The 22834-nt window shown below is 70.3% G+C and carries 27 protein-coding genes; 21 read left to right on the top strand and 6 right to left on the bottom strand.

Annotated features, from left to right (window positions below; all coding sequences use genetic code 11):
• Window positions 1–277: 277 nt before the first annotated feature.
• The gene (locus HDC36_RS20940; RefSeq protein WP_179570885.1) at window positions 278–763 is read right to left on the bottom strand and encodes a copper chaperone PCu(A)C; all 486 of its coding nucleotides are present in this window, start codon (window positions 761–763) and stop codon (window positions 278–280) included.
• Window positions 764–811: 48 nt separating this feature from the next.
• On the opposite strand from HDC36_RS20940, the gene HDC36_RS20935 reads away from it, so the two are divergent.
• From HDC36_RS20935 to HDC36_RS20925, 3 genes are all read left to right on the top strand, one after another.
• Window positions 812–1591: an enoyl-CoA hydratase/isomerase family protein gene (locus HDC36_RS20935; protein WP_179570791.1), complete on the top strand. Its 780-nt coding sequence runs from the start codon at window positions 812–814 to the stop codon at window positions 1589–1591.
• A 72-nt stretch (window positions 1592–1663) separates the two neighbouring features.
• Window positions 1664–2575 (top strand): acyl-CoA thioesterase II, encoded by a 912-nt coding sequence (tesB, locus tag HDC36_RS20930; protein ID WP_179570790.1) that lies wholly within the window; start codon window positions 1664–1666, stop codon window positions 2573–2575.
• A 10-nt stretch (window positions 2576–2585) separates the two neighbouring features.
• A complete protein-coding gene (locus HDC36_RS20925; RefSeq protein ID WP_179570789.1) occupies window positions 2586–3098 on the top strand; it encodes a DUF2007 domain-containing protein in 513 nt (170 codons plus the stop codon).
• 346 nt (window positions 3099–3444) lie between these two features.
• Here HDC36_RS20925 and HDC36_RS20920 read toward each other — a convergent pair whose 3' ends face one another.
• Window positions 3445–4050, bottom strand: a complete 606-nt coding sequence (locus HDC36_RS20920) for an EF-hand domain-containing protein (protein ID WP_179570788.1) — start codon at window positions 4048–4050, stop codon at window positions 3445–3447.
• Window positions 4051–4264: 214 nt separating this feature from the next.
• On the opposite strand from HDC36_RS20920, the gene HDC36_RS20915 reads away from it, so the two are divergent.
• The 7 genes from HDC36_RS20915 to HDC36_RS20885 all read left to right on the top strand — a co-directional run bounded on the left by HDC36_RS20915 (window position 4265) and on the right by HDC36_RS20885 (window position 9550).
• Complete coding sequence (locus tag HDC36_RS20915) at window positions 4265–5026, top strand: arginyltransferase (protein ID WP_179570787.1); 762 nt, start codon at window positions 4265–4267, stop codon at window positions 5024–5026.
• 226 nt (window positions 5027–5252) lie between these two features.
• Window positions 5253–6494 carry an endonuclease/exonuclease/phosphatase family protein gene (locus tag HDC36_RS20910; RefSeq protein ID WP_179570786.1) on the top strand — a complete coding sequence of 414 codons (1242 nt, stop codon included), beginning with the start codon at window positions 5253–5255 and terminating at the stop codon, window positions 6492–6494.
• Between the two features lie 131 nt (window positions 6495–6625).
• On the top strand, window positions 6626–7009 hold the full coding sequence (locus HDC36_RS20905; protein ID WP_206229898.1) for a roadblock/LC7 domain-containing protein: 384 nt from the start codon (window positions 6626–6628) through the stop codon (window positions 7007–7009).
• Window positions 7010–7019: 10 nt separating this feature from the next.
• Window positions 7020–7520, top strand: a complete 501-nt coding sequence (locus HDC36_RS20900) for a PAS domain-containing protein (RefSeq protein WP_179570784.1) — start codon at window positions 7020–7022, stop codon at window positions 7518–7520.
• The gene (locus HDC36_RS20895; RefSeq protein WP_179570783.1) at window positions 7517–8272 is read left to right on the top strand and encodes a PhnD/SsuA/transferrin family substrate-binding protein; all 756 of its coding nucleotides are present in this window, start codon (window positions 7517–7519) and stop codon (window positions 8270–8272) included. Before HDC36_RS20900 ends, HDC36_RS20895 begins: the two co-directional genes overlap by 4 nt.
• 10 nt (window positions 8273–8282) lie before the next feature.
• Window positions 8283–8930 carry a hypothetical protein gene (locus HDC36_RS20890; protein ID WP_241093021.1) on the top strand — a complete coding sequence of 216 codons (648 nt, stop codon included), beginning with the start codon at window positions 8283–8285 and terminating at the stop codon, window positions 8928–8930.
• Window positions 8927–9550, top strand: a complete 624-nt coding sequence (locus tag HDC36_RS20885; RefSeq protein WP_179570782.1) for a hypothetical protein — start codon at window positions 8927–8929, stop codon at window positions 9548–9550. Before HDC36_RS20890 ends, HDC36_RS20885 begins: the two co-directional genes overlap by 4 nt.
• Before the next feature lie 93 nt (window positions 9551–9643).
• Here HDC36_RS20885 and purT read toward each other — a convergent pair whose 3' ends face one another.
• Window positions 9644–10831 carry a formate-dependent phosphoribosylglycinamide formyltransferase gene (gene purT / locus HDC36_RS20880; protein ID WP_179570781.1) on the bottom strand — a complete coding sequence of 396 codons (1188 nt, stop codon included), beginning with the start codon at window positions 10829–10831 and terminating at the stop codon, window positions 9644–9646.
• A 359-nt stretch (window positions 10832–11190) separates the two neighbouring features.
• Between purT and HDC36_RS20875 the strand changes: the two genes are divergently transcribed.
• From HDC36_RS20875 to HDC36_RS20825, 11 genes are all read left to right on the top strand, one after another.
• The gene (locus HDC36_RS20875) at window positions 11191–12342 is read left to right on the top strand and encodes an SRPBCC family protein (protein ID WP_179570780.1); all 1152 of its coding nucleotides are present in this window, start codon (window positions 11191–11193) and stop codon (window positions 12340–12342) included.
• The gene (locus HDC36_RS20870; protein WP_179570779.1) at window positions 12332–12958 is read left to right on the top strand and encodes a DapH/DapD/GlmU-related protein; all 627 of its coding nucleotides are present in this window, start codon (window positions 12332–12334) and stop codon (window positions 12956–12958) included. Before HDC36_RS20875 ends, HDC36_RS20870 begins: the two co-directional genes overlap by 11 nt.
• Window positions 12959–13329: 371 nt before the next feature.
• Window positions 13330–14214, top strand: coding sequence for an SPFH domain-containing protein (locus tag HDC36_RS20865; protein WP_179570778.1), 885 nt, complete (start codon window positions 13330–13332; stop codon window positions 14212–14214).
• Between the two features lie 61 nt (window positions 14215–14275).
• Window positions 14276–14455, top strand: coding sequence for an Arc family DNA binding domain-containing protein (locus HDC36_RS20860; protein ID WP_179570777.1), 180 nt, complete (start codon window positions 14276–14278; stop codon window positions 14453–14455).
• Window positions 14452–14637 (top strand): DUF4177 domain-containing protein, encoded by a 186-nt coding sequence (locus HDC36_RS20855; RefSeq protein ID WP_179570776.1) that lies wholly within the window; start codon window positions 14452–14454, stop codon window positions 14635–14637. Before HDC36_RS20860 ends, HDC36_RS20855 begins: the two co-directional genes overlap by 4 nt.
• A 28-nt stretch (window positions 14638–14665) precedes the next feature.
• Window positions 14666–15940, top strand: a complete 1275-nt coding sequence (locus HDC36_RS20850) for an alpha/beta fold hydrolase (protein WP_255432851.1) — start codon at window positions 14666–14668, stop codon at window positions 15938–15940.
• A 5-nt stretch (window positions 15941–15945) separates the two neighbouring features.
• Window positions 15946–16503, top strand: coding sequence for a PH domain-containing protein (locus HDC36_RS20845; RefSeq protein WP_179570774.1), 558 nt, complete (start codon window positions 15946–15948; stop codon window positions 16501–16503).
• 15 nt (window positions 16504–16518) lie between these two features.
• On the top strand, window positions 16519–17325 hold the full coding sequence (locus HDC36_RS20840) for a M15 family metallopeptidase (protein WP_179570773.1): 807 nt from the start codon (window positions 16519–16521) through the stop codon (window positions 17323–17325).
• Window positions 17322–17918, top strand: coding sequence for a hypothetical protein (locus HDC36_RS20835; protein ID WP_179570772.1), 597 nt, complete (start codon window positions 17322–17324; stop codon window positions 17916–17918). The genes HDC36_RS20840 and HDC36_RS20835 overlap by 4 nt, the downstream gene beginning before the upstream one ends.
• Before the next feature lie 39 nt (window positions 17919–17957).
• Window positions 17958–19391, top strand: a complete 1434-nt coding sequence (locus HDC36_RS20830; protein ID WP_179570771.1) for an FAD-binding oxidoreductase — start codon at window positions 17958–17960, stop codon at window positions 19389–19391.
• A gap of 105 nt (window positions 19392–19496) precedes the next feature.
• Window positions 19497–20033 carry a hypothetical protein gene (locus tag HDC36_RS20825; RefSeq protein ID WP_179570770.1) on the top strand — a complete coding sequence of 179 codons (537 nt, stop codon included), beginning with the start codon at window positions 19497–19499 and terminating at the stop codon, window positions 20031–20033.
• Between the two features lie 226 nt (window positions 20034–20259).
• Here the strand turns inward: HDC36_RS20825 and HDC36_RS20820 are convergent, their stop codons facing one another.
• The 3 genes from HDC36_RS20820 to HDC36_RS20810 form a co-directional block, all read right to left on the bottom strand.
• Window positions 20260–20934 (bottom strand): DNA-3-methyladenine glycosylase, encoded by a 675-nt coding sequence (locus HDC36_RS20820; RefSeq protein ID WP_179570769.1) that lies wholly within the window; start codon window positions 20932–20934, stop codon window positions 20260–20262.
• A gap of 1 nt (window position 20935) precedes the next feature.
• Window positions 20936–21307, bottom strand: coding sequence for a DUF423 domain-containing protein (locus HDC36_RS20815; protein ID WP_179570768.1), 372 nt, complete (start codon window positions 21305–21307; stop codon window positions 20936–20938).
• 96 nt (window positions 21308–21403) lie between these two features.
• Window positions 21404–22570 carry a polyketide cyclase gene (locus HDC36_RS20810; RefSeq protein ID WP_179570767.1) on the bottom strand — a complete coding sequence of 389 codons (1167 nt, stop codon included), beginning with the start codon at window positions 22568–22570 and terminating at the stop codon, window positions 21404–21406.
• Window positions 22571–22834 lie beyond the last annotated feature (264 nt).

Raw genomic sequence — 22834 nt, 5'->3', positions numbered from 1 at the left:
GCTGTGGAAAGCCGGGATTCGGGATTGGCAGACCCGCGCAAGATCGCTTTTGCTAATCCCCAATTCCGAATCCCGAATCCCCGCCCTTGTAGGAGCGGCTTCAGCCGCGACCGGCTTTACCGGTAATGCCTGTCGCGGCTGAAGCCGCTCCTACAGGACTCCATCGTGTTGGCCGGAGGTGCTGTGGGAGCGACTTCAGTCGCGACGCGCCGAACCCAAAGGGTGCAGCGGCAATCGTGGCGATCGCCATCGCAATCGCCACCGCTCGGCCACCCCGCTACGGCTTGGCCGCACCCACCTTCAGCTCGCCCTGCACTTCGCGCCCGTCCTCCAGCACGAAGGTGATCGGCAGGCTCGCCCCCTCGCGCAGCGGCTGCGCCGGCTGCATCAGCATCAGGTGCAGGCCGCCGGGCTGCAGCACCGCATCGGCGCCGGCGGCCAGCGGCAGGCGCTCGATCTCGCGCATCTTACTGACCCCATCCACCTGCGTGGTCTGGTGCAGGCTAACGTCGGCGAACGCCGGGCTGCGCGCCGACACCACCGCCAGCGCCTGCTTGCACGGGTTGTGCAGGCGGCCGAAACCGGCGGCCATCGGCATCGCCGCGCTTGGCGGCAGCCTTGCCCAACCCGCCTGCCACTGCGGCAGGCAACCATCTGCCTTGGCCGCCGCCGGCGCCGCGAAGGCCGCCCCCGGCGCCAACCCGGCCAAACACGCCAGCCCGATGGCCAGCCCCCGTACGCATGCGGATGGTTTGAGCTTCATGGCCCTATGATAGCGGTCCCGCACCGCGCCGCCTTCGGAAGCTTTCGCATGACCTCGCTGATCCAGGTTCTCGACCACGGCCCCATCCGCCAACTGCGCCTGGCGCGCGCGCCGGTCAACGCGCTCGACACCGCCCTGTGCGCCGACCTGGCCGCGGCGATCGCGCAGGCGCAGGCCGACGCGGTGCACGCGCTGGTGCTGTCCGGCAGCGAGCGCATCTTCTCCGCCGGCATGGACGTGCCGCATCTGCTCGGGCACGGCAGCGACCGCGCCAAGCTGCTCGACAGCTGGCAGCAGTTCTTCGGCGCCGCCCGCGCGCTGGCCGACAGCGCGATCCCGGTGGTGGCCGCGTTGACCGGTCACGCGCCGGCCGGCGGCTGCGTGCTGGCGCTGTGCTGCGACTACCGGGTGATGGCGCGCAGTCCCGAGCCGGCGCACCCGGTCAGCATCGGGCTCAACGAGACCCAGGTCGGCCTGGTCGCGCCGGAAGGCATCCAGCGCCTGCTGCGGCGCGTGGTCGGCGCACACCGCGCCGAACGGCTGCTGGTCGCCGGCGAGCTGGTCAGCGCCGAGCGGGCGCTGGAAATCGGCCTGGTCGACGAACTGGTCGACGCGGAACTGGTGGTCGCACGTGCGGTGGCCTGGCTGCAGGAGCTGCTGAAACTGCCGCGGCAGCCGATACTGCAGACCCGCGCGATCGCCCGCGCCGACCTGCGCGCCGCGCTGGCCGACGAGCACATCCAGCTCGAGCGCTTCGTCGACGGCTGGCAGGCGCCGGACACCCAGGCCGCGCTGTACGCGCTGGTGGCCAGGCTGGGCAAGCGCTGAGCCGCGCCGGCACGCAGGCGGGCGCGGGCGGCCCGGTATAATCGTGGGCATTCCTCGCCCAGGCCCCGCCTCTTGTCCGCCAAGCCGCCCGCTCCCGTCGTGTCCGAACTGATCGAACTGCTGTCGCTGGAACGGCTGGAGGACAACCTGTTCCGCGGCCAGAGCCGCGACATCGGCACCAAGTACGTGTTCGGCGGGCAGGTGCTGGGGCAGGCGCTGTCGGCGGCGCAGGCGACGGTGGACAACGGCCGCCGCGCGCATTCGCTGCACGCCTATTTCCTGCGCGCCGGCGACATCGACCACCCCATCGTCTACGACGTGGACCGCACCCGCGACGGCGGCAGTTTCTCGGTGCGCCGGGTCACCGCGGTCCAGCACGGCAAGGTGATCTTCTTCTGCGCCGCCTCGTTCCAGGAGCGCGAAGACGGCGCCACCCACCAGCTGAAGATGCCGGAAGTGCCGCAGCCGGAAGACATCGAGCCGACCCAGGCCGCGCGTCCGGACGTGCTGGCGACGCTGCCGACCAAGGTGCAGCGCTGGCTCTCGCGCGGCGGCCCGTTCGAGTTCCGCCACGTGTACCCGCGCGACGAACTGAACCCGCCCAAGCGCCCGCCGTTCCAGCAGATGTGGCTGCGCCTGAGCGAGCCGGTCGGCGACGCGCCGGAACTGCACCAGGCGCTGCTGGCCTACGCCTCGGATTTCCACCTGCTCGGCACCGCGACCTTTCCGCACGGCATCAGCTACTACACGCCGAACGTGCAGATGGCCTCGCTCGACCACGCGCTGTGGTTCCACCGCCCGTTCCGCGCCGACGACTGGCTGCTGTACTCGCTGGACAGCCCCAGCGCGCAGGGCTCGCGCGGCCTGGCGCGCGGCCAGTTCTTCACCCGCGACGGGGTGCTGGTCGCCAGCACCGCGCAGGAAGGCCTGATCCGCGTGGTGCCCGAGGCCGGCGCCGCGGCGCAGGTTCCGGCCAAGGACTGAGGCGACGACGATGCGGCAGATCTTCAGCAGTCAACGCGTGGAAACCGCCGAAGGCGTGGCCAAGCTGTTGCGCGAGCAAGGCATCGAGGTGCGGCTGAGCAACGGCCGTTCCTACCGCAGCCGGCGCAGCGGCCAGTTCAGCTACATCGACCCGGTGGCGACGCAGGTGCAGCCGACGGTGTGGGTGGTGCACGCCGACGACCAGCCGCGCGCGCGCGCCCTGCTGCGCGAGTCCGGCCTGATCGACAGCACCCGCCAGGACCCGGCGCAGACGCTGCCGTACCTGAGCGAATTCCGCTCGCAGGCGGTCCCGGACAGCGGCAAGCGCTGGGCCTGGCGGCTGCGCGTCGCGCTGCTGCTGGCGATCGGCGCGGTGGCGCTGGTGACGGTGCTGCGTCATCGCGGCAACCAGGCCGCCGCGCCCACCCCGGCTGTCGCGCCAGCCGCCGCACCGGCCTCGCAACCGGCGCAGGACAGCGACGAAGTGCGCGTGCGGGTGCAGCCGGCGCAGCGCGGCAACTGAGCCGTCGGCGGCAAGGCATGCTGTTTCTTGCAGGGTTTGGGGGCCGCCGACTGCCACTGAAGCCGGCAATGTCGTCACCACCCCTGTGGTGGCCGAAGCCGCCCGCGATCGGCTGGCTGGCTGCACTGCTGGCTGGCTGCACTGCAGGAGGGGCTTCAGCCCCGACAGGCTGCCGACGTTCGCGACTTCGCCAATGGGCTGGTCGCGGTTGAAACCGCTCCTACAAAAGCATGGCGATTGAACCGGTGCGCTGCGTGGACAAATAAAAAAGCCCCTGCGCATCGCTGCGCAGGGGCGGTCGTCGATCGGCGCCTTGTTGCTTGTTGCCTGGTGCGGGGCGGAACGATCAGTTCGCGTCGGATGCGGCCGGCATCGGCTTGGCGCCAGGCTTCTGCCCGGGCTTCTGGCCGGGCTTGTGCATCCACATCGACTGCGCCGCGTCGAACTCGGCGCGGCTGAGCATGCCGTCCTTGTTGGTGTCGGCCTTGGCGAACCATTCGTCGCGATGCTGCTTGGCGCGCAGCTCGAAATCGGCGCGATCGACGAAGCCGTCCTTGTTCGCGTCCATCTTGTCGAAGCGCGCGGCGAACTTCGGATCGGCCTTGGCCTCGTCGCGGCTGATGCGGCCGTCCTTGTTGGTATCCAGCTTGGCCCACATCGCGCCATGCTCGCCGCGTCCGCCGCGCTCGCCGTGACGGCCATGGCGCGGGAACTCGTCGGGGGTCAGCTTGCCGTCGTGGTTCTTGTCCAGCGCGTCGAAGTGCTCGGCCAGGCGCGGATTGGCCGCGGCCTCGCTGCGATCGACGACGCCGTCGCCATTCTTGTCCAGCCTGGCGAAGCCGCCGGCATCGGCCGGCGCGGCCGGATCCGACGGCGGCGGGTTGGCGGCGTAGGCGCCGCCGGACAGCACGGCGAGCATGGCCAGGGCGAGCAGCGGGTTGCGATACTTCATGGAAAACTCCCTGAGGGAAAGGAAGACACCTGCCGGCGCGGCAAGCGCATGCGGCAGTCACCAGCGCAGCAGGAACGGACCGCCAGGCGGGCCGGCGCAGCGGCGCCTTCACTGCAATCAACGCCCCGCTGCAGGCGCGGTTGACCCGCGCCGGGGCGCATTCATGCGGCGGACAGTCGCGGCCGCTGCGATCGCGAAGCGCTATGCTCGCTGCATGGCCATCCACACCGACGCCAGCGACGACCTGCGCCTGTTCCAGACCGGCCAGCACGCGTGCGGCTATTGGCCCGAGCGGCAGGCGCGCGATCTGGTGCTGGACCCGCACGACCCGCGCCTGGGCGCGCTGTATCCGCTGGCGCTGAGCTGGGGCTTCCGCCGTTCCGGCGACCTGGTCTACCGGCCGCATTGCGACCACTGCCGCGCCTGCGTGGCGGTGCGCATCCCGGTCGCGGAATTCGTGCCCGACCGCAGCCAGCGCCGTTGCCTGGCGCGCAATGCCGACATCGACACGCGCATCGTCGCCGCCGAACGCAACGAGGAACAGTTGGCGCTGTACCAGCGCTACCTGCGCATGCGCCACCCGGGCGGCGGCATGGATGCGCACGGCGCGCACGAGTTCGACCAGTTCCTGATCGGCCGCTGGTCGCACGGGCGCTTCCTGGAGATGCGCCAGAAGACCGCGGACGGACAGCGCGGACCGCTGCTGGGGGTGGCGGTCACCGACATCGCCGAGCAGGCCTTGTCGGCGGTCTACACCTTCTACGATCCCGACGTCGCCGCGCGCGGGCTGGGCACGCTGGCGATCCTGCAACAGATCGCATGGGCCAGGCGCGAAGGCCTGAGCCATCTGTACCTGGGCTACTGGATCCGCGGCCACCAGAAGATGGACTACAAGCGCCGCTTCCGGCCGCTGCAGGCCTACGACGGGCGCAACTGGCGCGCGTTCGATGACTACGCCGGCCGCCTCGGCGATTAGGGCGCGCGCACCGCGATTCGGCCTTCCGGCTCACCGACCGACGGGAGCGAGAGAGGCAATGAGCGATGCACGGCGCGACCGCGAGAGCTGACGGCGAGCGAGACGCTCGTCGTCCCGCGCCGCCTGCCGGTGGCGCAACCCGCGGCGTGCATCGCCTCGGCAGGCGCGTTCGGCACGCCGCCACGGCGCCATCGTTCGGACATGCGCCGCGTGCGAAAATGCGCGCATGAAGCCACGTGCCCTGTTGTTTGCCCTGACCCTGCTGTGCGGCGCCTGCTCGCACACCGGCCCCGCCCCGACCGCCGCCACGCCCGCAGCGCCCGCCCCCGCGGCATTGCGCCTGGCCACCTACAACACCTCGCTGAATTCGGACGAGGACGGCGGCCTGATCGCCGCGCTGCAGGGCGACAGCGCGCAGGCGCGCAAGATCGCCGCGGTGCTGCAGCAGGTGCGCCCGGACCTGGTGCTGCTCAACGAATTCGACTACGACGACGCGCACCGCGCCGCCGACCTGTTCCAGCAGCGCTACCTGGAAGTTGCCCAGCCGCTCGGCGGCGCACCGCTGCACTACCCGTACCGCTACCTGGCGCCGGTCAACACCGGCGTGCCCAGCGGGCTGGACCTGGACAACGACGGCAGCGTCGGCGGCAACGGCCGCGCGCGCGGCAACGACGCCTGGGGCTACGGCCTGCATCCCGGCCAGTACGGCATGCTGCTGCTGTCCAGGTACCCGATCGACGCCGCGGCGGTGCGCAGCTTCCGTCTGTTCAAATGGAGCGCGATGCCCGGCGCCCTGCGGCCGATCGATCCGGCCACGGGTCGCACGTTCTACAGCGATGCGGTGTGGGCGCAACTGCGGCTGTCGTCGAAATCGCATTGGGACGTGCCGGTACGCACGCCGCTGGGCGTGGTCCACGCGCTGGTCGCGCATCCAACGCCGCCGGTGTTCGACGGCGCCGAGAAGCGCAACGCGGCGCGCAACCACGACGAACTGCGGCTGTGGCGCGAATATCTGGACGACCGCGCCAGCGCGACATGGCTGTGCGACGACGCCGGCCGTTGCGGCGGCCTGGCCGCCGGCGCACGCTTCGTGATGCTCGGCGATCTCAACAACGACGTCATCGACGGCGAAGGCCGCCACGACGCGATCCGCGCGCTGGTCGAACACCCGCGCGTGCTGCACTACCCGACCCCGCACAGCGCCGGCGGCGAAGAAGCCGCGCGCGCCTATGCCGCGCAGGGCATCGCCCACCGCGGCCCGCCGCAGCAGGTCACCGGCGATTTCGGGCCGAAGGCCGGCGCGATGCGGCTGGACTACGTGCTGCCGTCCAACGGCTTCCGCTATCTGGACAGCGGCGTGTTCTGGCCGGCCTCCAGCGCCCCGGCCGCGGCGATCGCCGACGGCAGCGACCATCACCTGGTGTGGGTGGATGTGGCTTTGGAGCCGGGATTGGGGAGTCGGGATTAGGGATTGGCGGTGCCGGCGGACGGCCGGCGACCGGGCTGATCCGGACTTGGGGGGCGCCGCACCCCGGCCTTGATCCAGATCAAGGGCAAGACCGCGCAAACGCTATCCAATGCATGCCGCACCCCGTCGGGATGCGTCACCGGATAGCGAGCATGCGAACGCAACAGCTGCAACAGGCGCTGGAAGGACTCAACGGCGCCACCGCCGATATCGAGGCCTCGGCGCTGATTTCCTTGGATGGACTGATGATCGCCTCGGCGATGCCGCAGGGCATGGACGAGGACCGCGTCGGCGCGATGTCCGCCGCGCTGCTGGCGCTGGGCGAGCGCAGCGCGCGCGAGCTGGCGCGCGGGCCGCTGGAGCGGGTGCTGATCCAGGGCGAACTCGGCTACGTGATCATGAGCGCGGCCGGGCGCGAAGCGGTGCTGACCGTGCTCGCCAAGCCCAGCGCCAAGCTCGGCCTGGTGTTCCTGGACATCAAGCGCGCCGCCCAGGCGCTGCAGCAGATTCTCTAGGAGCGCCGCCATGCCGCTGCCGCCGATGGATCCGCCGCACGAGCCACACCGCAGCGCCGAGCTGCGCTACCACGACGGCAGCCGCCGCCTGGTGTACTGGAGCGAACGCGAAGTGGCCTACCCCGACGGGCGCCTGATCGTGTCGCGCACCGACCTGGACGGCGTCATCACCCACGCCAACGACGCCTTCGTCGAACTCAGCGGCTGGCCGCGGGCGACGCTGATCGGCGCGCCGCACTGCATCCTGCGCCACCCGGACATGCCCAGGCGTGCGTTCCGCGAGCTGTGGGACACGGTGCTGGGCGGCGAGAAATGGCACGGCTACGTCAAGAACCTGCGCCGCGACGGCGCCTGCTACTGGGTCTACGCCACCGCGCTGCCGAACGTGCGCAACGGCCAGGTGGTCGGCTTCACCTCGGTGCGGCGCAAGCCCTCGCGGCGGCGCATCGACGCACTGCAACCGCTGTACGCGCAGTGGCTGCAGGACGAGCGCGCGGAGACGCCGGCATGAGCCTCGATTTCCTGGTCGCGCCGGACTTCGCGCCGGAGAACTTCTGCGGCTGGTACCTGCTCAGTACCGTGCTGCAGCGCCGCACCGGCGTCGGCCTGCACCTGCTGATGCCGGCCGACGCCGCGGAACATAGGCAGTTGCTCGACGACAGCGTGGTCGACCTGGTGTACGCCAGTCCGTTCGATGCCAGCGCCCTGATCCGCACGCGCGGCTATCTGCCGCTCGCACGCCCGCGCGCGCATGCCGACGAAGTGGTGATCGCCGCCGCCGCGGACGCGCCGGCGCGCCGTGTCGAAGACCTGTCCTATGGCTGCCGCATCGCGCTGACCGACAACCACGACGTGCGCCTGATCGCGCTGCGCCTGCTGGAGCCGGCCGACCTCGACCCCGAGCGCATCGCCTGGCGTCCGGCCAGCAGCTATGCCGCGGTGGCGCGGCTGCTGCTGGAAGACGAGGCCGATGCCGGCCTGTTCCTGGCCGACGCCTATCGCCGCCTGTCGCGGCTGACCCGGGAGCGGTTGCGGCCGCTGGTGGAGAGCGCGCTGTGCGACATCGGCCACGTGCTGCTGGCACATCCGCGCATCGCCGCGCAGTTGCCTGCGCTGCAAACGGCGCTGCTGGCGCTGGGCGACGCGACGCACCGCGAGGACCAGGGCGTGCTCGATGCGCTGGGCCTGGAGCACGGCTTCGAGGCGATGGCGATGGAAGACGCGGAATTCATGATCGACCTGATCGACACCTTGCTGGACTGAGCGCACCGCCATGGCCAACCGCACCACCGCTGCAGATCCGGCCCGCCTGGTGATGCGCACGCATGCGCGCGCCCTGCTGCGCGATCCGCGCGACGCCGCCGCGCATCTGGCGCGCCTGCATGCGGCGCTGCAGCTGCACGACAACGAGCCGGCGCAAGGCGTGCTCGCCGACCTGTTCGTGGCGCTGCCGCGACACGACACCGCGTTGCGCCAGGCGGCATTGCAGATGGCCGCCGCGCATCTGCCGCCGCATGTGGCCGAGGCCTTCCAACGCCACAGCCATGGCCACGCGTTGCTGCCGATCAATGCCCTGGCCACACGCTGGAGCGTGCTGGCGCGCCCCTCGGCCGACGTGCCGGCACGGGTCCGCCGGGCCAGCCCCGACCATTCGCGGCGCATGGTGCGCGAGGTGGTGGAGGCGTTGTGCGAAGGCGCCCCGCTGACCGCGGCGCGCTGCGAGCGCGAGTTCCTCGACTACTGCATCAGTTGCCAGGACAAGCTCGCCTTCATGCTCGCCAGCCGCGAGCTGCGCCGCCATGCGCTCGCCCTGGGCGACCGCTGGGACCGCACCGCACGCTGGCTGCAGCAACGCGACCTGCTCGGCGGCCGCAACGTCGCCGCCGACCTCCCTCTTTCCATTGCAAGCCCTCGGCCATGAACGACGACCAAGAACCCACCTGGCTGATGCCCACGCCGCACGGCGTACTGCATGGTTTCGCCAGCGCCGCCCCGGACCGCATGCAGCGCGCCCTGCAACTGCTGCTCAGCGCGCACGGCGCATTGTCGCTGCCGGAATGGCGCATGCGCGTGGACGGCGACGCGCAGCGCCTGCTGCACGAAGCGCGCGAGCGGCAGTGGATCCAGCTGTTGCGGCGCCCGGTGCCCGGCCCGGAGATCCGCCTGGACGATTTCGCCCAGCACGTGATCGCGCCGCTGTCGGCCGAACGCCGCGCCGTGCTGGCCTCCGACGGCGGTTTCTGCCTGGGCCATGCCGGGCTGAACCAGGACGAGGCCGACACGTTGAGCGTGGCCGCGGCCGATTTCTCCGGCTTCGCCCAGCGGCAGGGCGCACGCGGCTGGAGCGGCGCGCAGCGCTACGTGTCGTTCTACAGCGAGCCGCAGCTGTTGCTGCCGGACTGGTCGTTCGTCCCGTTCTGGGTGGACGGCAGCGGCTACTGGCTGATCCTCGGCGGCGAAGCGCTGCTCAACAACCTGGCGATGGTGGAACTGGTGTGGAGCATCCGCCTGGCGGCGGCGCGGTTCGCGCCGCCGGGTTGAGGAGTGGCCGGGATTGGGGATTGGGGATTGGGGATTCGGAACGGCGCGACGTGCGCGTCCCTTTTCCGTGCCGTCAAACCTTTTCCCGTGCCGTCAGACCTTCAGTTCGATGGTCAGGGCGGCGGCGGCGTCGCGGGCGGTCTGGCGCGCTTCGTCGATGCTGGCGCCACGCGCCAGGGTCACGCCGACGCGGCGGTGGCCGTGCACGCTGGGCTTGCCGAACAGGCGCAGCGCGGTGTCCGGAGCCTGCAGCGCGGCGGCGACGTTGCCGAACAGCGGCACGCCTTCGCCGTGCGCCAGCAGCGCGCACGAGGCCGACGGCCCGCTCTGGCGAATGACCGGGATAGGCAGGCCCAGGATTGCGCGCGCATGCAGCGCGAACTCGCTCAGTTCCTGCGAGACCAGGGTGACCAGGCCGGTGTCGTGCGGCCGCGGCGACACTTCGCTGAACCAGACCGCATCGCCCTTGACGAACAGTTCCACGCCGAACAGGCCCCAGCCGCCGAGGTCGTCGGTGACCGCGCGCGCGATCTCCTGCGCCCGCTGCAGCGCCAGCGCCGACATCGGCTGCGGCTGCCAGCTCTCGCGGTAGTCGCCGTCCTTCTGCCAGTGCCCGATCGGATCGCAGAACGACGTGCCGGCGGCGTGGCGCACGGTCAGCAGGGTGATCTCGTAGTCGAAGTCGATGAAGCCTTCGACGATGCAGCGGCCGGCGCCCGCGCGGCCGCCGGTCTGCGCGTATTCCCAGGCGGCGTCGATCTCGGCTTCGCTGCGCAGCGTGCTCTGGCCCTTACCCGAGGACGACATCACCGGCTTGACCACGCACGGCAGGCCGACCGCGGCGATCGCCGCGCGGTACTCCTCCGGCGTATCGACGAAGCGGTACGGCGAGGTCGGCAGGCCCAGCGTCTCGGCGGCCAGGCGGCGGATGCCCTCGCGATCCATGGTCAGCCGCGCCGCGCGCGCGGTCGGGATCACCCGCTGGCCGTGCTCGCGCTCCAGCGCCACCAGCGTCTCGGTGTGGATCGCCTCGATCTCCGGCACGATCAGGTGCGGCTGCTCGCGCGCGATCAGTTCGCGCAGCGCCATCGCATCGAGCATGTCCAGCACGTGCGAACGGTGCGCCACCTGCATCGCCGGCGCATCGGCATAGCGATCGGCGGCGATCACTTCCACGCCGAAGCGCTGCAGCTCGATCGCCACTTCCTTGCCCAGTTCGCCCGAGCCCAGCAGCAGCACGCGGGTGGCGGAAGCGGACAGCGGGGTTCCCAGGGTGGTCATGGCGGCGGTGCCTGCACAAAGGAGAGAGGGCGCCATTCTACCGGCCGCGCGGCGCCGCCGATGCCGCCGGCTCCCCCGCTGGCAAGCGCATATCGGGATGCTATCTTCCTCGCACCAGCCTGGGACGTCGCCATGAACCAATGCACCGCCGCGTGCACACGCCGATCGGCACGCACCGCGTGGCGCCGCCGGCATCCGCGCGCGCGCGCCGCCGCCGCGGCATCGCGCGCCCGGCCATGCCGCCTCGGAGCGAAATCGTGGCCGGCGGCACGCCGGTCGAAGCCGAACCCGCCCTGCCCCCCGGGATCGTCGGCCCCGATTGCCGGGGCCGGCAAGGCGCGAACCGGAGAACGCCGCCGATGCACTCGCTGATTCCGGCCGACGCCTACATCGACGAGGCCTGGTTCGCCCGCGAGCGCGAGCGCCTGATGCAGCCGCTGTGGCAGTTCGTCGCCCCGCGCATGCTGCTGGACAAGCACAACGCCTTCGTGCGCCGCTCGGTGTGCGGGGTGGATGTGGTGGTGCAGAACTTCGATGGCGAACTGCGCGCGTTCCACAACCTGTGCCTGCATCGCCAGAACCCGCTGCAGCAACAGCCGCAGGGCGTGCGGCCGCTGGTCTGCGGCTACCACGGCTGGCGCTATGGCGCCGAGGGCGGGGTGGACAACATCCCGTTCCACGACGACGCCTATCGCCTGCCGCCGCAGCAGCGCGCATGCCTGCGGCTCCAGCGCTTCGCCGTGGCCTGCATCGGCAATCTGGTGTTCGTGAATGTTTCAGCCCAGCCGATGCCGATCGAAGCGCAGTTTTCGCTGCCGGCGCTGGACATGCTGCGGCGGGCGTCCGAACAATTCGACAGCGAGGTGCTGGTCGCGACCTTCGAGGCCAACTTCAACTGGAAGCTGGCCTACGAGAACCTGCGCGACGCGCTGCACCCGCGCTTCGTGCATGCGCGCACCCTGTCCCAGCAGGTGAAGTTCCAGGTGCAGATGGACGACGCCGGCATCGCCGATGCGCACCGCTACCATGCGCAAGGCAGCGCCTCGCAGGCCGAACACCTGGCGCGCCTGCGCAGTTTCAGCAACGGCGGCCTGAACGAGCCGCTGCAGTCGCTGCCGCACTACGCCTGGCACGACAAGGTCGAGCGCTTCGGCAACGACGACTGGTACCTGAACTGGCTGCTGTACCCCACGCTGCATATCGCATCGGGGTCGGGCGGCTATTCCTTCATCATCGAGCATCACCAGCCGCTGTCCGCGCAGCGCACCGACCTCACGGTGTATTACGTCACCGCGCGCAAGAAGCACCGCTACGCGACCTCCGATGCGGTGCTGCTGGCGCACCTGCAAGGCGCCGAGAAAGTGCTGCGCGAGGACATCGAGATCATGGAAAGCGTGCAATCGGGCCTGCATCGCGGCGCGCCGCGCGCGGTGCTGGGCGATTACGAGCACGGCAACATGCAGGTCGAGCGCTGGTACATGGATGTCATGGAGGGCCGCCATGTCCTCTGAGAAATACCTGATCGGCTCCGGCGCGCTGCTGCAGTGGGCGCTGGCCGCCTGGGCCGAAGCGGCGCCGGACACCGTGCTGCACCCGGTGGATGTCGGCCAGGACCAGGACTACCGCTTCGACCTGGGCGCGCTGCCTGCGCTGGCCGGCGCCGACACGACCGCCTTCGTCGCCTGGGGACCGCAATTCCTCAATTTCCGCCGCCTCGAACTGATGGGCGAACTGAAATCGCGTGGAATCAAGCTGCCGCCGCTGATCTGCCGTGGCGCCACGGTCGCGCCCACCGCGAAGGTGGGCGAGAACTGCATGGTCGGCGCCGGGGCGATCGTCGGCGCGCACTGCGACATCGCCTACAACGCCTGGATCGGGACGGCGGCCGTGCTGGAACACGGCGCGAAGATCGGCGCGTCGTCATGGATCGACGCCGGGGTTTTCATCGGTGCGCAAGCCGTGATCGGCAGCCACGCGACGCTGGGCCGGCGCGTGGACATCGCTGCAGGCGTACGCGTCGGCAAACGCTGCACCGTCGACGTCCCCGGTTGCTATCGCAGCGACATCGCCGTCGGCACCCATCACCTGGCCACGCTGCGCACGCCCGTGGTCATCATCGACGGCTGAGTGGGCGCTTGCAGCGGCCGGGATTCGGGAATCGGGATTAGGGAGTCGCAAAAGCGCCGAATCGGCGCCGGCGTAGCCGAGTGCGCGGTCGATGCATGCACACCGGCCGACGCCGGACGAGCCGGCATCCCGGCCGTGGCCGTAGCCGCATGCCTCTCCCAACCCTCGCAACGTCGCCCCTTCTGATCCTCGACAGCGGGTACCGCGCGCAGCCGCAGAAGTCGTGAGTGGCGATTCACAAGGCGCCTCTTGGACCAGTCGGCCCCCACGGACCCGCTTCCACGATTCCCCATTCCCGATTCCCCTTTCCCAGCCCCTTGCAAACCGATATCAAAATGATATCTTTCCGCCACACACCTGGGAAGACCGCCATGAAAGAACGCACGCTTCGCTCGCTGCCCGGCATTCCGCTTCTGCTCGGCGTCCTGGCGCTGTCCGCGCTGGCGCTGTGGCTGTTCGTGATGGGCGTCATCAAGGATCCGGTCAGCGGCGGGCCGAGCTCGCTGCCGCTGGTGCTGCTGTCGCTGCTGCTCGGCGCGGCCGCCCTGTTCAGCCTGTGCGGCCTGTACACGGTGCAGCCGAACCAGGCCGCAGTGCTGAGCCTGTTCGGCAAGTACGTGGGCACGGTCAAGGACAACGGCCTGCGCTGGAACAACCCCTTCTATTCGAAGAAGAAGGTCAGCCAGCGCGTGCGCAACTTCGAGAGCGGCCGGCTCAAGGTCAACGAACTGGACGGCAGCCCGATCGAGATCGCCGCGGTGATCGTGTGGCAGGTGATCGATGCGTCCGAGGCCGTGTACAACGTCGACGACTACGAGAGCTTCGTGCATATCCAGTCCGAATCGGCGCTGCGCGCGATGGCCACCAGCTATCCCTACGACCAGCACGAGGACGGCCAGATCTCGCTGCGCAGCCACCCCGCCGAGATCAGCGAGCAGCTCAAGCGCCATCTTGACGAGCGCCTCACCCAGGCCGGGGTGGACGTGATCGAGGCGCGCATCAGCCACCTCGCCTATGCGCCGGAAATCGCCCAGGCGATGCTGCAGCGGCAGCAGGCCAACGCGGTGATCGCCGCACGCACGCGCATCGTCGCCGGTGCCGTGGGCATGGTCGAAATGGCGCTGGCCGAACTGGAGAAGAACGGCACCGTGCAGCTGGACGAGGAGCGCAAGGCGCACATGGTCAGCAACCTGCTGACCGTGCTGTGCTCGGACCGCGGCGCGCAACCGATCGTCAACGCCGGCTCGCTGTACTGATGCGCGAGTCCTGCCACCTCCGTGCGGCAGCGGCCGCACGGATGCAAACGAGCCGTCCCGCATGAGCGAGAAGAAGGCCTATCCGCTGCGCATCAACGCCGACGTGCTGGCGGCGGTGCAGCGCTGGGCCGACGACGAGCTGCGCAGCCTCAACGCGCAGATCGAATACGTGTTGCGCGACGCGCTGCGCAAGGCCGGCCGGCTGCCCAAGCCCGGCGAGGACCAGGAACCCAAGCCATGACCACGCGCTGGACTTACCTCACTGTCGAAGTGAATCTCAAGCCCACCTTTCTCGGCAAAGTGGACGCCGAACCGATCCAGGCCGAGCTGAACAAGCAAGGCGCCCTGGGCTGGGAACTGGTCAACGTGATCAGCTCGCCGCGGCTGTGGCCGGTGCTGCTGGTGTTCAAGAAGGCGAGCTGACATGCGCCCACGCCGCCACCTCGGTCCCATGCTGGCATCACTGCTGTTCCCAGCCGCTGCCCTGGCGGCCTCGCCTCAGCAGGTGGCGAACACGCTGCTGGACCGCCTGCAGGCCGGCGACATCGCCGCGGCCGAACGCGACTTCACGCCGGCGATGGCGCAAGCGGTGCCGGCCGAGAAACTGGCCGAGGCCTGGCACATGGTGTCTGCGCAGATGGGCACGTTGCAGCAGCGCGGCACGGCCAGCGAACGCCAGCAGCAAGGACTCAGCCTGATCGAGCGACGCCTGCAATTCGAACGCGGGGCGATGCTGTTGCATGTCTCGGTGAACGCCGAAGGCAAGATCGCCGGCCTGCTGCTGACCCCGGCGGCGCCACCGGCTCCGCCGCCGCCCGCTGCCGATGCCGGCTTCGCCGAACAGGCGTTCGCGGTCGGTCCGCTGCCCGGCACCCTGGCCTTGCCGGCCGGCAAGGGACCGTTCCCGGCCGTGGTGCTGGTGCAGGGCTCCGGCCCGCTCGACCGCGACGAGACCATCGGCCCGAACCGGCCGTTCCTCGATGTCGCGCGTGGCCTGGCCGCACAAGGCATCGCGGTGCTGCGCTACGACAAGCGCACCTTCGCCATGCCGGAAAGCTTCGCCGGGCGCATGCAGGACGGCTTCACCATGGACGACGAAACCACCGACGATGCCGTCGCCGCAGTCGCGGCGCTGGCGCGCACGCCCGGCATCGACCCCAAGCGCATCTTCGTGATGGGCCACAGCCAGGGCGGCATGCTCGCCGCGCGCATCGCGCGCATGTCCGGCAAGACCGTCGGCATCGTCCTGTGGGCGGCACCGGCGCGCTCGCTGCTGGACCTGCTGCTCGACCAGAACCGCTATCTGCTCGGCCTGCAAGGCACGCCGTCCGCCGAGGGCAAGGCACGCGTGGCCGAGATCGAGCGGCGCGTGGCCAAGGTCCGCGGCAACGGTGAGGTGGCGCGGACCGATTCGCCGCAGGACTTGCCGGCCGCGTACTGGCGCGCGTTCGACAAGGTGGATCCGGTGGCCGACGTCCTCGCCTTGCGCCAGCCGGTGCTGTGGCTGCAGGGCGAGCGCGATTTCCAGGTCACCGCGCCGGACTGGCAGCGCTGGCAGCAGGCGCTGGGCGACGACCCGCGCGCGACCCTGCACCGCTATGCGCAGCTCAACCACCTCGGCATCGCCGGCAGCGGCGCCCCGAACCCCGCCGAGTACGCGCAGCCCGGGCATGTCGACGCGCAGCTGATCGCCGATACCGCGCAATGGATCCGCGCACAACAGTGACCGCCATGCACAGCCATTCCCCAGCCGCACCGACCTCCCGCGACTACCGCGTCGCCACGCCCGGGCGCCTGCCGCTGCTGGGCCTGTGGCTGCCGCTGCTGCTCGCCGCCGGCCTGGTCGCCGCCGTGGGCCTGTCCAGTCCGGAGCGCGGCCACCGCCTGCACTGGACCACCCTGGTGCTGCTGCCAGCCACCGGCACGGTGCTGAGCCTGTTCTACCTGCGCCGCGGCATCCGCCTGCAGGAACGGACGCTGCTGGTCCGCTCCAGCCTGTTCGCCACGCGCACCGACATCGCGCAGATCGATCTGGCGCAGGCACGCGTGGTGGACCTGGCCGAGCACGGCGAATTCGCGCCGACCCGCAAGACCATCGCCTACGCGTTGCCCGGCTTCAAATCCGGCTATTTCCGCATGCGCAACGGCCAGCGCGCGTTCTGCCTGGTCACCGATGCCAGCCGCGTGCTGGCGCTGCCGTTGCGCGACGGGCGCTGGCTGCTGCTGAGCCCCGAACAGCCGCGGCAGTTGCTGCAGGACCTGCAACGGCTGGCCGCGCACCGCGCTTAGCCCTACCCTGTGCGGATGCGCCCCGCTCCCGCCCTGCTGCTCAATACCGAATGCATCGAACTGCTGCCGGCCAGGTTGCTGCGCGCGCGCAGCAACGTCGATGCGCGCCTGCTCGCGCAGGCGACCTGGCTGTTGCGGCGCAAGTGCGACGGCCGCTACCTGGCAGCCGCCTCCGCGCGCGGCCTGCATGCGTTGCTGCCGCGGCTGATGCACGAACCCGGCATCGATGCGGCGCTGGATCGCCTCGACGCCCTGCCCCTGCGCCGGCAACACGACGACGCCGGACCGCTGCCGCTGAGCGCCTTGCACGAACGCCTGGACGGCCTCGGCCTGGACGCCGAGGACTACGCGCGCAGCACCGGCTTGCCGCTGCAGGCCGAACCCGCCACCCTGCATGCCGCGGGCCGCGACCGCTACCGGCGCCCGCTGTGGCTGAGCGCCGGCGCCGCGCGCGCCTGGCAGGTGCTGCAGCGCGCCGCCGCCCGCGACGGCGTGGTGCTGGAGGCGATCTCCGGCTACCGCAGCCACGCCTACCAACTGGGCATCTTCGCGCGCAAGTTCGCGCGCGGGCAGAGCCTGCAGCAGATCCTGCAGGTCAATGCCGCACCCGGCTACAGCGAACACCACAGCGGCGACGCGCTGGACATCGGCACGCCCGGCGAGCCGCCGGCCGAGGAGAGCTTCGAGCGCACCGCGGCCTTCGCCTGGCTGCGCGCGCATGCCGCCGACTTCGGCTACCGGATGAGCTATCCGCGCGACAATCCGCACGGCATCGTCTACGAACCCTGGCATTGGCGCTGGCACGCGGGAGCGCCGGCATGAAGGCCGGCATGGAGCAGCGCGTGGAGCGCCTGTTGCGCGGCGGCCTGGCGTGTTGCGCGCTGGGATTGCTGGCGCTGCCGTTCGGCGCCTCCGCGCAGTGGCACGATCGCCAGGGCAAGCCGGTCGCCGACAGCGCCGAGCGCGCGCACGACAAGGACTTCGCGGCGAGCGTCCACGTCGCCGACGAAGCCGCGTTCGCGCGTTTCGGAAAAGAGTGGACCGAGACCGACAGCCGCCACGGCCCGCAACTGCGCACGGCCACGCGCGTGCGCCGCGGCGAACCGCTGCGGGTGGTCGTGCTGTATTCGGGCTGCGCGCCCAGTCCCAACAACGACGGCGCCTGCGACGCACGCATGCGCCTGCGCATGCTCGGGCCGGACGGCCAGGTCGCGCTGCAGGAACCTCCGCGACCGCTGACCACCGGCGGCAAACCGGCCGCGCCGGGCATGCTGGAACTGGCACCGCTGTCGCTGCAGCTGCGCTTCGAACCGGAGGATCCGCTCGGTACCTATACGCTGCACGCCACGCTCAACGATCCCAGCCAGGATGCCTGGGTGCGCGTGCAGACGCAGGTGGAACTGGTCGCCGATTGACGTACACCCCCCGCCAATTCCATTGAGAACACCTTGCTTATGGACGAGCACATCGACAAACAGCGCCGCGCGGCCACCGCCGCCCTGCTGGGCGCAGGCGCCGCATTGGCGATGCCCGGTTGCCGGCGCGAGACCGCCGCTGCGGCGCAGGTCACCGACATCGCCGGCATCGACCGCACCGCGGTCGCGCGCATCGCGCGGCCACGCACGGTGGCCGAAGTCGCCGCGCTGTTGCGCGGCAGCACCGGCGCGGTCTCGATCGGCGGCGCGCGCTACAGCATGGGCGGGCAGATCGGCGCCGCCGGCTCGCTGCACCTGGATCTGCTCGACCTGGTCGGGCTGGTGCGGCTGGATCCAGCCGCGCAGCGCATCCGCGTGCGCAGCGGCATGCGCTGGCGCGACGTGCAGGACCTGATCGACCCGCACGATCTGGCGGTCGCGGTGATGCAGAGCTACAGCAATTTCAGCGTCGGCGGCTCGGTCGCGGTCAACTGCCATGGCCGCTACCTGCATGCCGGTCCGATCGCGCATACGGTGCAGGCGCTGCAACTGGTGGATGCGCAGGGCGAAGTGCACGAACTCGACCGCGAACGCGATGCCGAGCTGTTTTCCGCGGCGATCGGCGGCTACGGCGGACTCGGCGTGGTCACCGAAGTGGAAGTGTCGCTGGCCCGCAACGACATGCTGGAGCGGCATGCGCAGCGCGTCGCGCTGGCGGACTATCCGGCATTCTTCGCCGAACGCATCGCCGCCGACCCGCGCGCGGTGATGCACAACGCCGACCTGATGCCGCCGCACTTCGATCGCCCGCTGGCGGTGACCTGGCTGCGCAGCGACGCCGCGCCCACCGACACGCGCCGGCTGGTGCCGCGCGGGCAGGACTACGCACGCGAACAGAATCTGATCTGGGCGGCCTCCGAACTGCCGCTGGGCGAGTCCTTGCGCGAGCGCTACCAGACCGAACCGCTGCTGCACACGCCGGCAGTGATGCGCCGCAACTGCCAGGCCAGCCTGGACGCGCGCTCGCTGGAACCGCGCACGCGGCGCATGTCCACCTACCTGCTGCAGGAATACTTCCTGCCGCTGCCGGCGTTCGCCGCATTCGCGCGCGAGATGGGCGCGATCCTGCGCCGCCACGAGGTCAACGCGCTCAATGTCTCGATCCGCCACTCGCCGGCCGATACGGTGTCGTTGCTGCGCTGGGCGCCGCAGCCGGTGTTCTCCTTCGTGCTGTACTACAAGCAGCGCAGCGGCGCCGCTCCGGACCGGGCGGCGGCGGTGTGGACCCGGCAGTTGATCGACGCGGCGCTGGCGCACGGCGGCCGCTACTACCTGCCGTACCGGCTGCATGCCACGCCGCACCAGTTCGCCGCGGCCTATCCCGAAGCCGAGGCGTTCGCGCGCATCAAGCGCCGCATCGATCCGCAGCAGCGCTTCCGCAATCGGTTGTGGGACAAGTATTTGCCGGCATGAAGCCGGAGGCGATGGCGCGCGCGGCGAGCATCTGCGGCGGCCAGGCGCTCAAGTTGCCGCGCACGCGACCGATATCGCAGCGACATGTACAGGAGATCCACGCTGATGGAACAGAACCCGTACTCGGCGCCGGCAGCCGACTTGCAGGCAAGCCCCGCCGCGCCGCCGGGCAAGGCACCGGACGACGTGCTGCGCAGGATCAAGGTCGGCTGGATCGTCGCAGCGCTGCAAGCGGGGATCACGCTGCTCAGCGGACTGCTCGCGCTCAAGAACGGCAACACGGTTATCGGTACGACCAGCGCGATCGAGGCCCTCTTCATCGCGGCGCTGGCCTACGGCGTCCGGCGCAAGCATCGGGTGGCGGCGAGCGTGCTGCTGGCCTACTACGTCCTCGTCCGGATCGCCTTCCTGCTCGCCGGAAGTCTCAATGGTGCGGCCCTCGGGGTGATCGTGATCCTGGTCTACCTGAGCGCGGCGCGCGGCACCTTCCAGTACCACCGCTGGCTGCAGCAGGAACGGCGTTTCCCGTCCTCGCAACGCCCACGGTTGAGCGACGATCCGTTGTGGCGGACGCCGCCGCGGCCGATTGCGGCGACGCCGGGCCAGGCCAGCCAGGATGCCTCCATTCCGCCGACCGCCTGATCGCCCCACAGCCACCAGTGGATGCGGAAGCGACACCAGGCAGCGACATGCCGATCAATCCACCCGATTCCTGCGAACGCGGCGCAGGACGTGCTGCCGAACATCGCCGTGCGGCCAGAGGTCGATGGCCCGCTTCCCTGTAGGAGCGGCTTCAGCCGCGACCGGGTCCTTTCCTGGTAACGCCCGGTCGCGGCTGAAGCCGCTCCTACAGAAAACGTGGGCCGCCCTACTCCTGCGACCGCGGCGTGGGCAGCGTCGCGGCGGCGCTGAAGTCGGCGATCTTCCACAGGTAGAACGCCACATAGCTGCGATACGGGCTCCAGCGCTCGCCGCGGGCCAGCAACTCCATCGGCGTCGGCGGCCGTTCCAGTCGATCCACCCGCTGCGCGCCCTTGCGCACGCCCAGGTCGTCCACCGGCAACAGGTCGGGACGGCCCAGGCGGAACAGCAGCATCATCTCCACCGTCCAGCGGCCGATGCCGCGGACCGGCAGCAGTGCCTGCACGATCGCCTCGTCGTCCAGGAAGGCAAGCCTGCCCAACGAAGGAATCTCGCCGGCCGCCTCGCGCCGCGCCAGATCGCGCAGCGCCAGCGCCTTGTTGCCGGACACGCCGCAGGCGCGCAGGCCGGGATCGTCGATCCGCGCCAGCGTGTCGGCATGCAGCCGGGTGCTGCCGATGGCCGCTTCGACGCGGCCGACGATGGTCGCCGCGGCCTTGCCGCTGAGCTGCTGGAACAGGATCGCGCGCGCCAGCGCATCGACCGGATCGAATGGCTTGGCCCAGCCCGGCTGCGACGCGATCGGGCCGATCCGGCGCATCCACGCGCCGAGCTTGCGGTCGCGCCGGCTCAGATGGTCGTAGGCGGCCTGGGTGTCGAATCCGCGCGCGTAACGGGGCATCTCAACGCCTCAGCGCATCCAGCGCGTACAGCACCCAGCCCAGCATCAGCGTCGTCCCGCCGACCGGGGCCAGCCGGGTCGGCCATTGCGCCAGCGCGTTGCCGGCCAGGCTGCCGGAAAACAGCAGCGTGCCGAGCAGCAGCAGCGCCAGTGCGACGCGCGCGAGCAGGCGCTCGCTGCTGCGGCCCAGCGCCGCCAGCGCCAGCCCGTGGCCGAAGGCGTACAGCGCGGCGGTCTGCAGATGCGATTGCGCCAGCGGCTCGGCGACGCCGTGCGAGGCATAGGCGGACAGGCCGATCGCGGCGGCCGCCAACAGGCCGCCGGCACAGGCCAGCCAGGAGCGTTTGCGCGAACGCCGATCGAGATTCAGCATGACGATGCTCCGTTGCGGCCGGTGTTCCGGCCCCAGAAACGAAACGCGCCGCAAGAAGCGGCGCGTTTCGGGTCACTCATCCATCCAGGCGACGGCTTACTTGATCGCCCAGTAGATGTCGTACGTGCCTTCCGGCGTGAACGACTTGTCCACGCCGCCCTTCCAGGCCTCGTACGGACGGTCGGTCACGTCGTAGCCGCTGGTCGCGGCCCAGGCGCGGACCGCATTGCGCGCCGCATCCAGGCCAGCCATGTGGCCGGTGTAGCTGGCGAACGCGGAACGGTGGGCTTCGGTACGCAGGTAGGTGACCGGCGCGCCCTGCGGGATGGTCAGCTTCAGCGGATCGCCGCTGGCGGCGACCGGGGTCGCATCGACCGGAGCCGCAGGAGCCGCCGCATCGTCCTTCTTCTCTTCCGGCTTGGCCGCCGCGTCCGGCTTCGGCGCGCCACCGGCACGCTTGCGCACCGGCTGGGTCACGTCGAAGGCGTACTTGTCGGAACCGAAATCGGTGGTGACGATGCGCACCGGACCGGCCGCTTCCAGGCCGTTGGCGTCCATCACCCGCTTGATCCACTCCTGGTTGTCCTTGATGGACTTCTTGATGGAGTCGTTGTCGCGGTCGATGTTGCCGGCGTTGACCACCAGCAGATCCTCGGCCGGGACATCGACGACCTTCAGGTCGGTCAACGGGGTTTCCTCGGCGCGGTAGTCGACGTTCGGCACGGTGGCCAGCACGTTGCTCAGCCGCGACAGGCCCAGCTTGATGTCGTCGCCGACATGACGGCTCACGTACAGGCCGGCATAGCGACCGAACAGGTCCCAGCCGTACTTGACCGTGTAGTCCTGGGTGATCTTGACGTTGCGACCGCTCTTGCCGGTCGGCTCGAGCTTGAACGACGTGGTCTTGTCGCTGCCCTTGCTCTCGTCTTCGATGCCGATGACGACCTGCTTGTTCTTCTCGGTCGAGGTGATGGTCCAGCTGCCCTTGCCGATGTAGCCCTCGTTGGAGGTGTAGTCGAGGCGGGCGCCGACGCCGGCTTCAGGACCGGAAAGCTTCAGTTGGATACGCGGATCGCGTAGCACCAGAGGATTCCAGTCCTTGAAACGACGCAGGCTGTTCACCGTGTCATAGACAATGGTCATGCGCCGATTGGTTTCGACGCTCTCGGACATGTGACGCTCCGAAGGCAGCACCAGGCCGACGATGACGAACAGGCCAGCCACGATCCCCAGTGCGATCAGGAATTCGATAATACGGGTCATTCAGGAGGTCTCCGGGGCCGATCCCACGGCCGGGTTAATGAAGCGAAGCGCCCATCCTAGCAGGCTTCGCGGCTCGTGGTCAGCAGATGGCGACGCGGAATTCGGCATAGTGGCGAAAACCCCGCGAACGCGCCGTGCAAAGCGCCGCCGCCGCGCCGGGCGGGCGACCAGACCATTGTCGCGCCGGCAACGGCGGACAGGCTTGGGCCGGGGCCGGGTCGCTGCGGGCAGGCCAGACATGGCGCGGCGTTTGCGCTTGGCCGC

This window comes from Xanthomonas sp. JAI131, assembly GCF_013410075.1.
In the GTDB taxonomy this organism is placed as follows: domain Bacteria; phylum Pseudomonadota; class Gammaproteobacteria; order Xanthomonadales; family Xanthomonadaceae; genus Xanthomonas_A; species Xanthomonas_A bonasiae.
The sequence above is the reverse complement of the archived record's forward strand: the minus strand, read 5'-3'. Positions and strand labels throughout refer to the sequence as shown.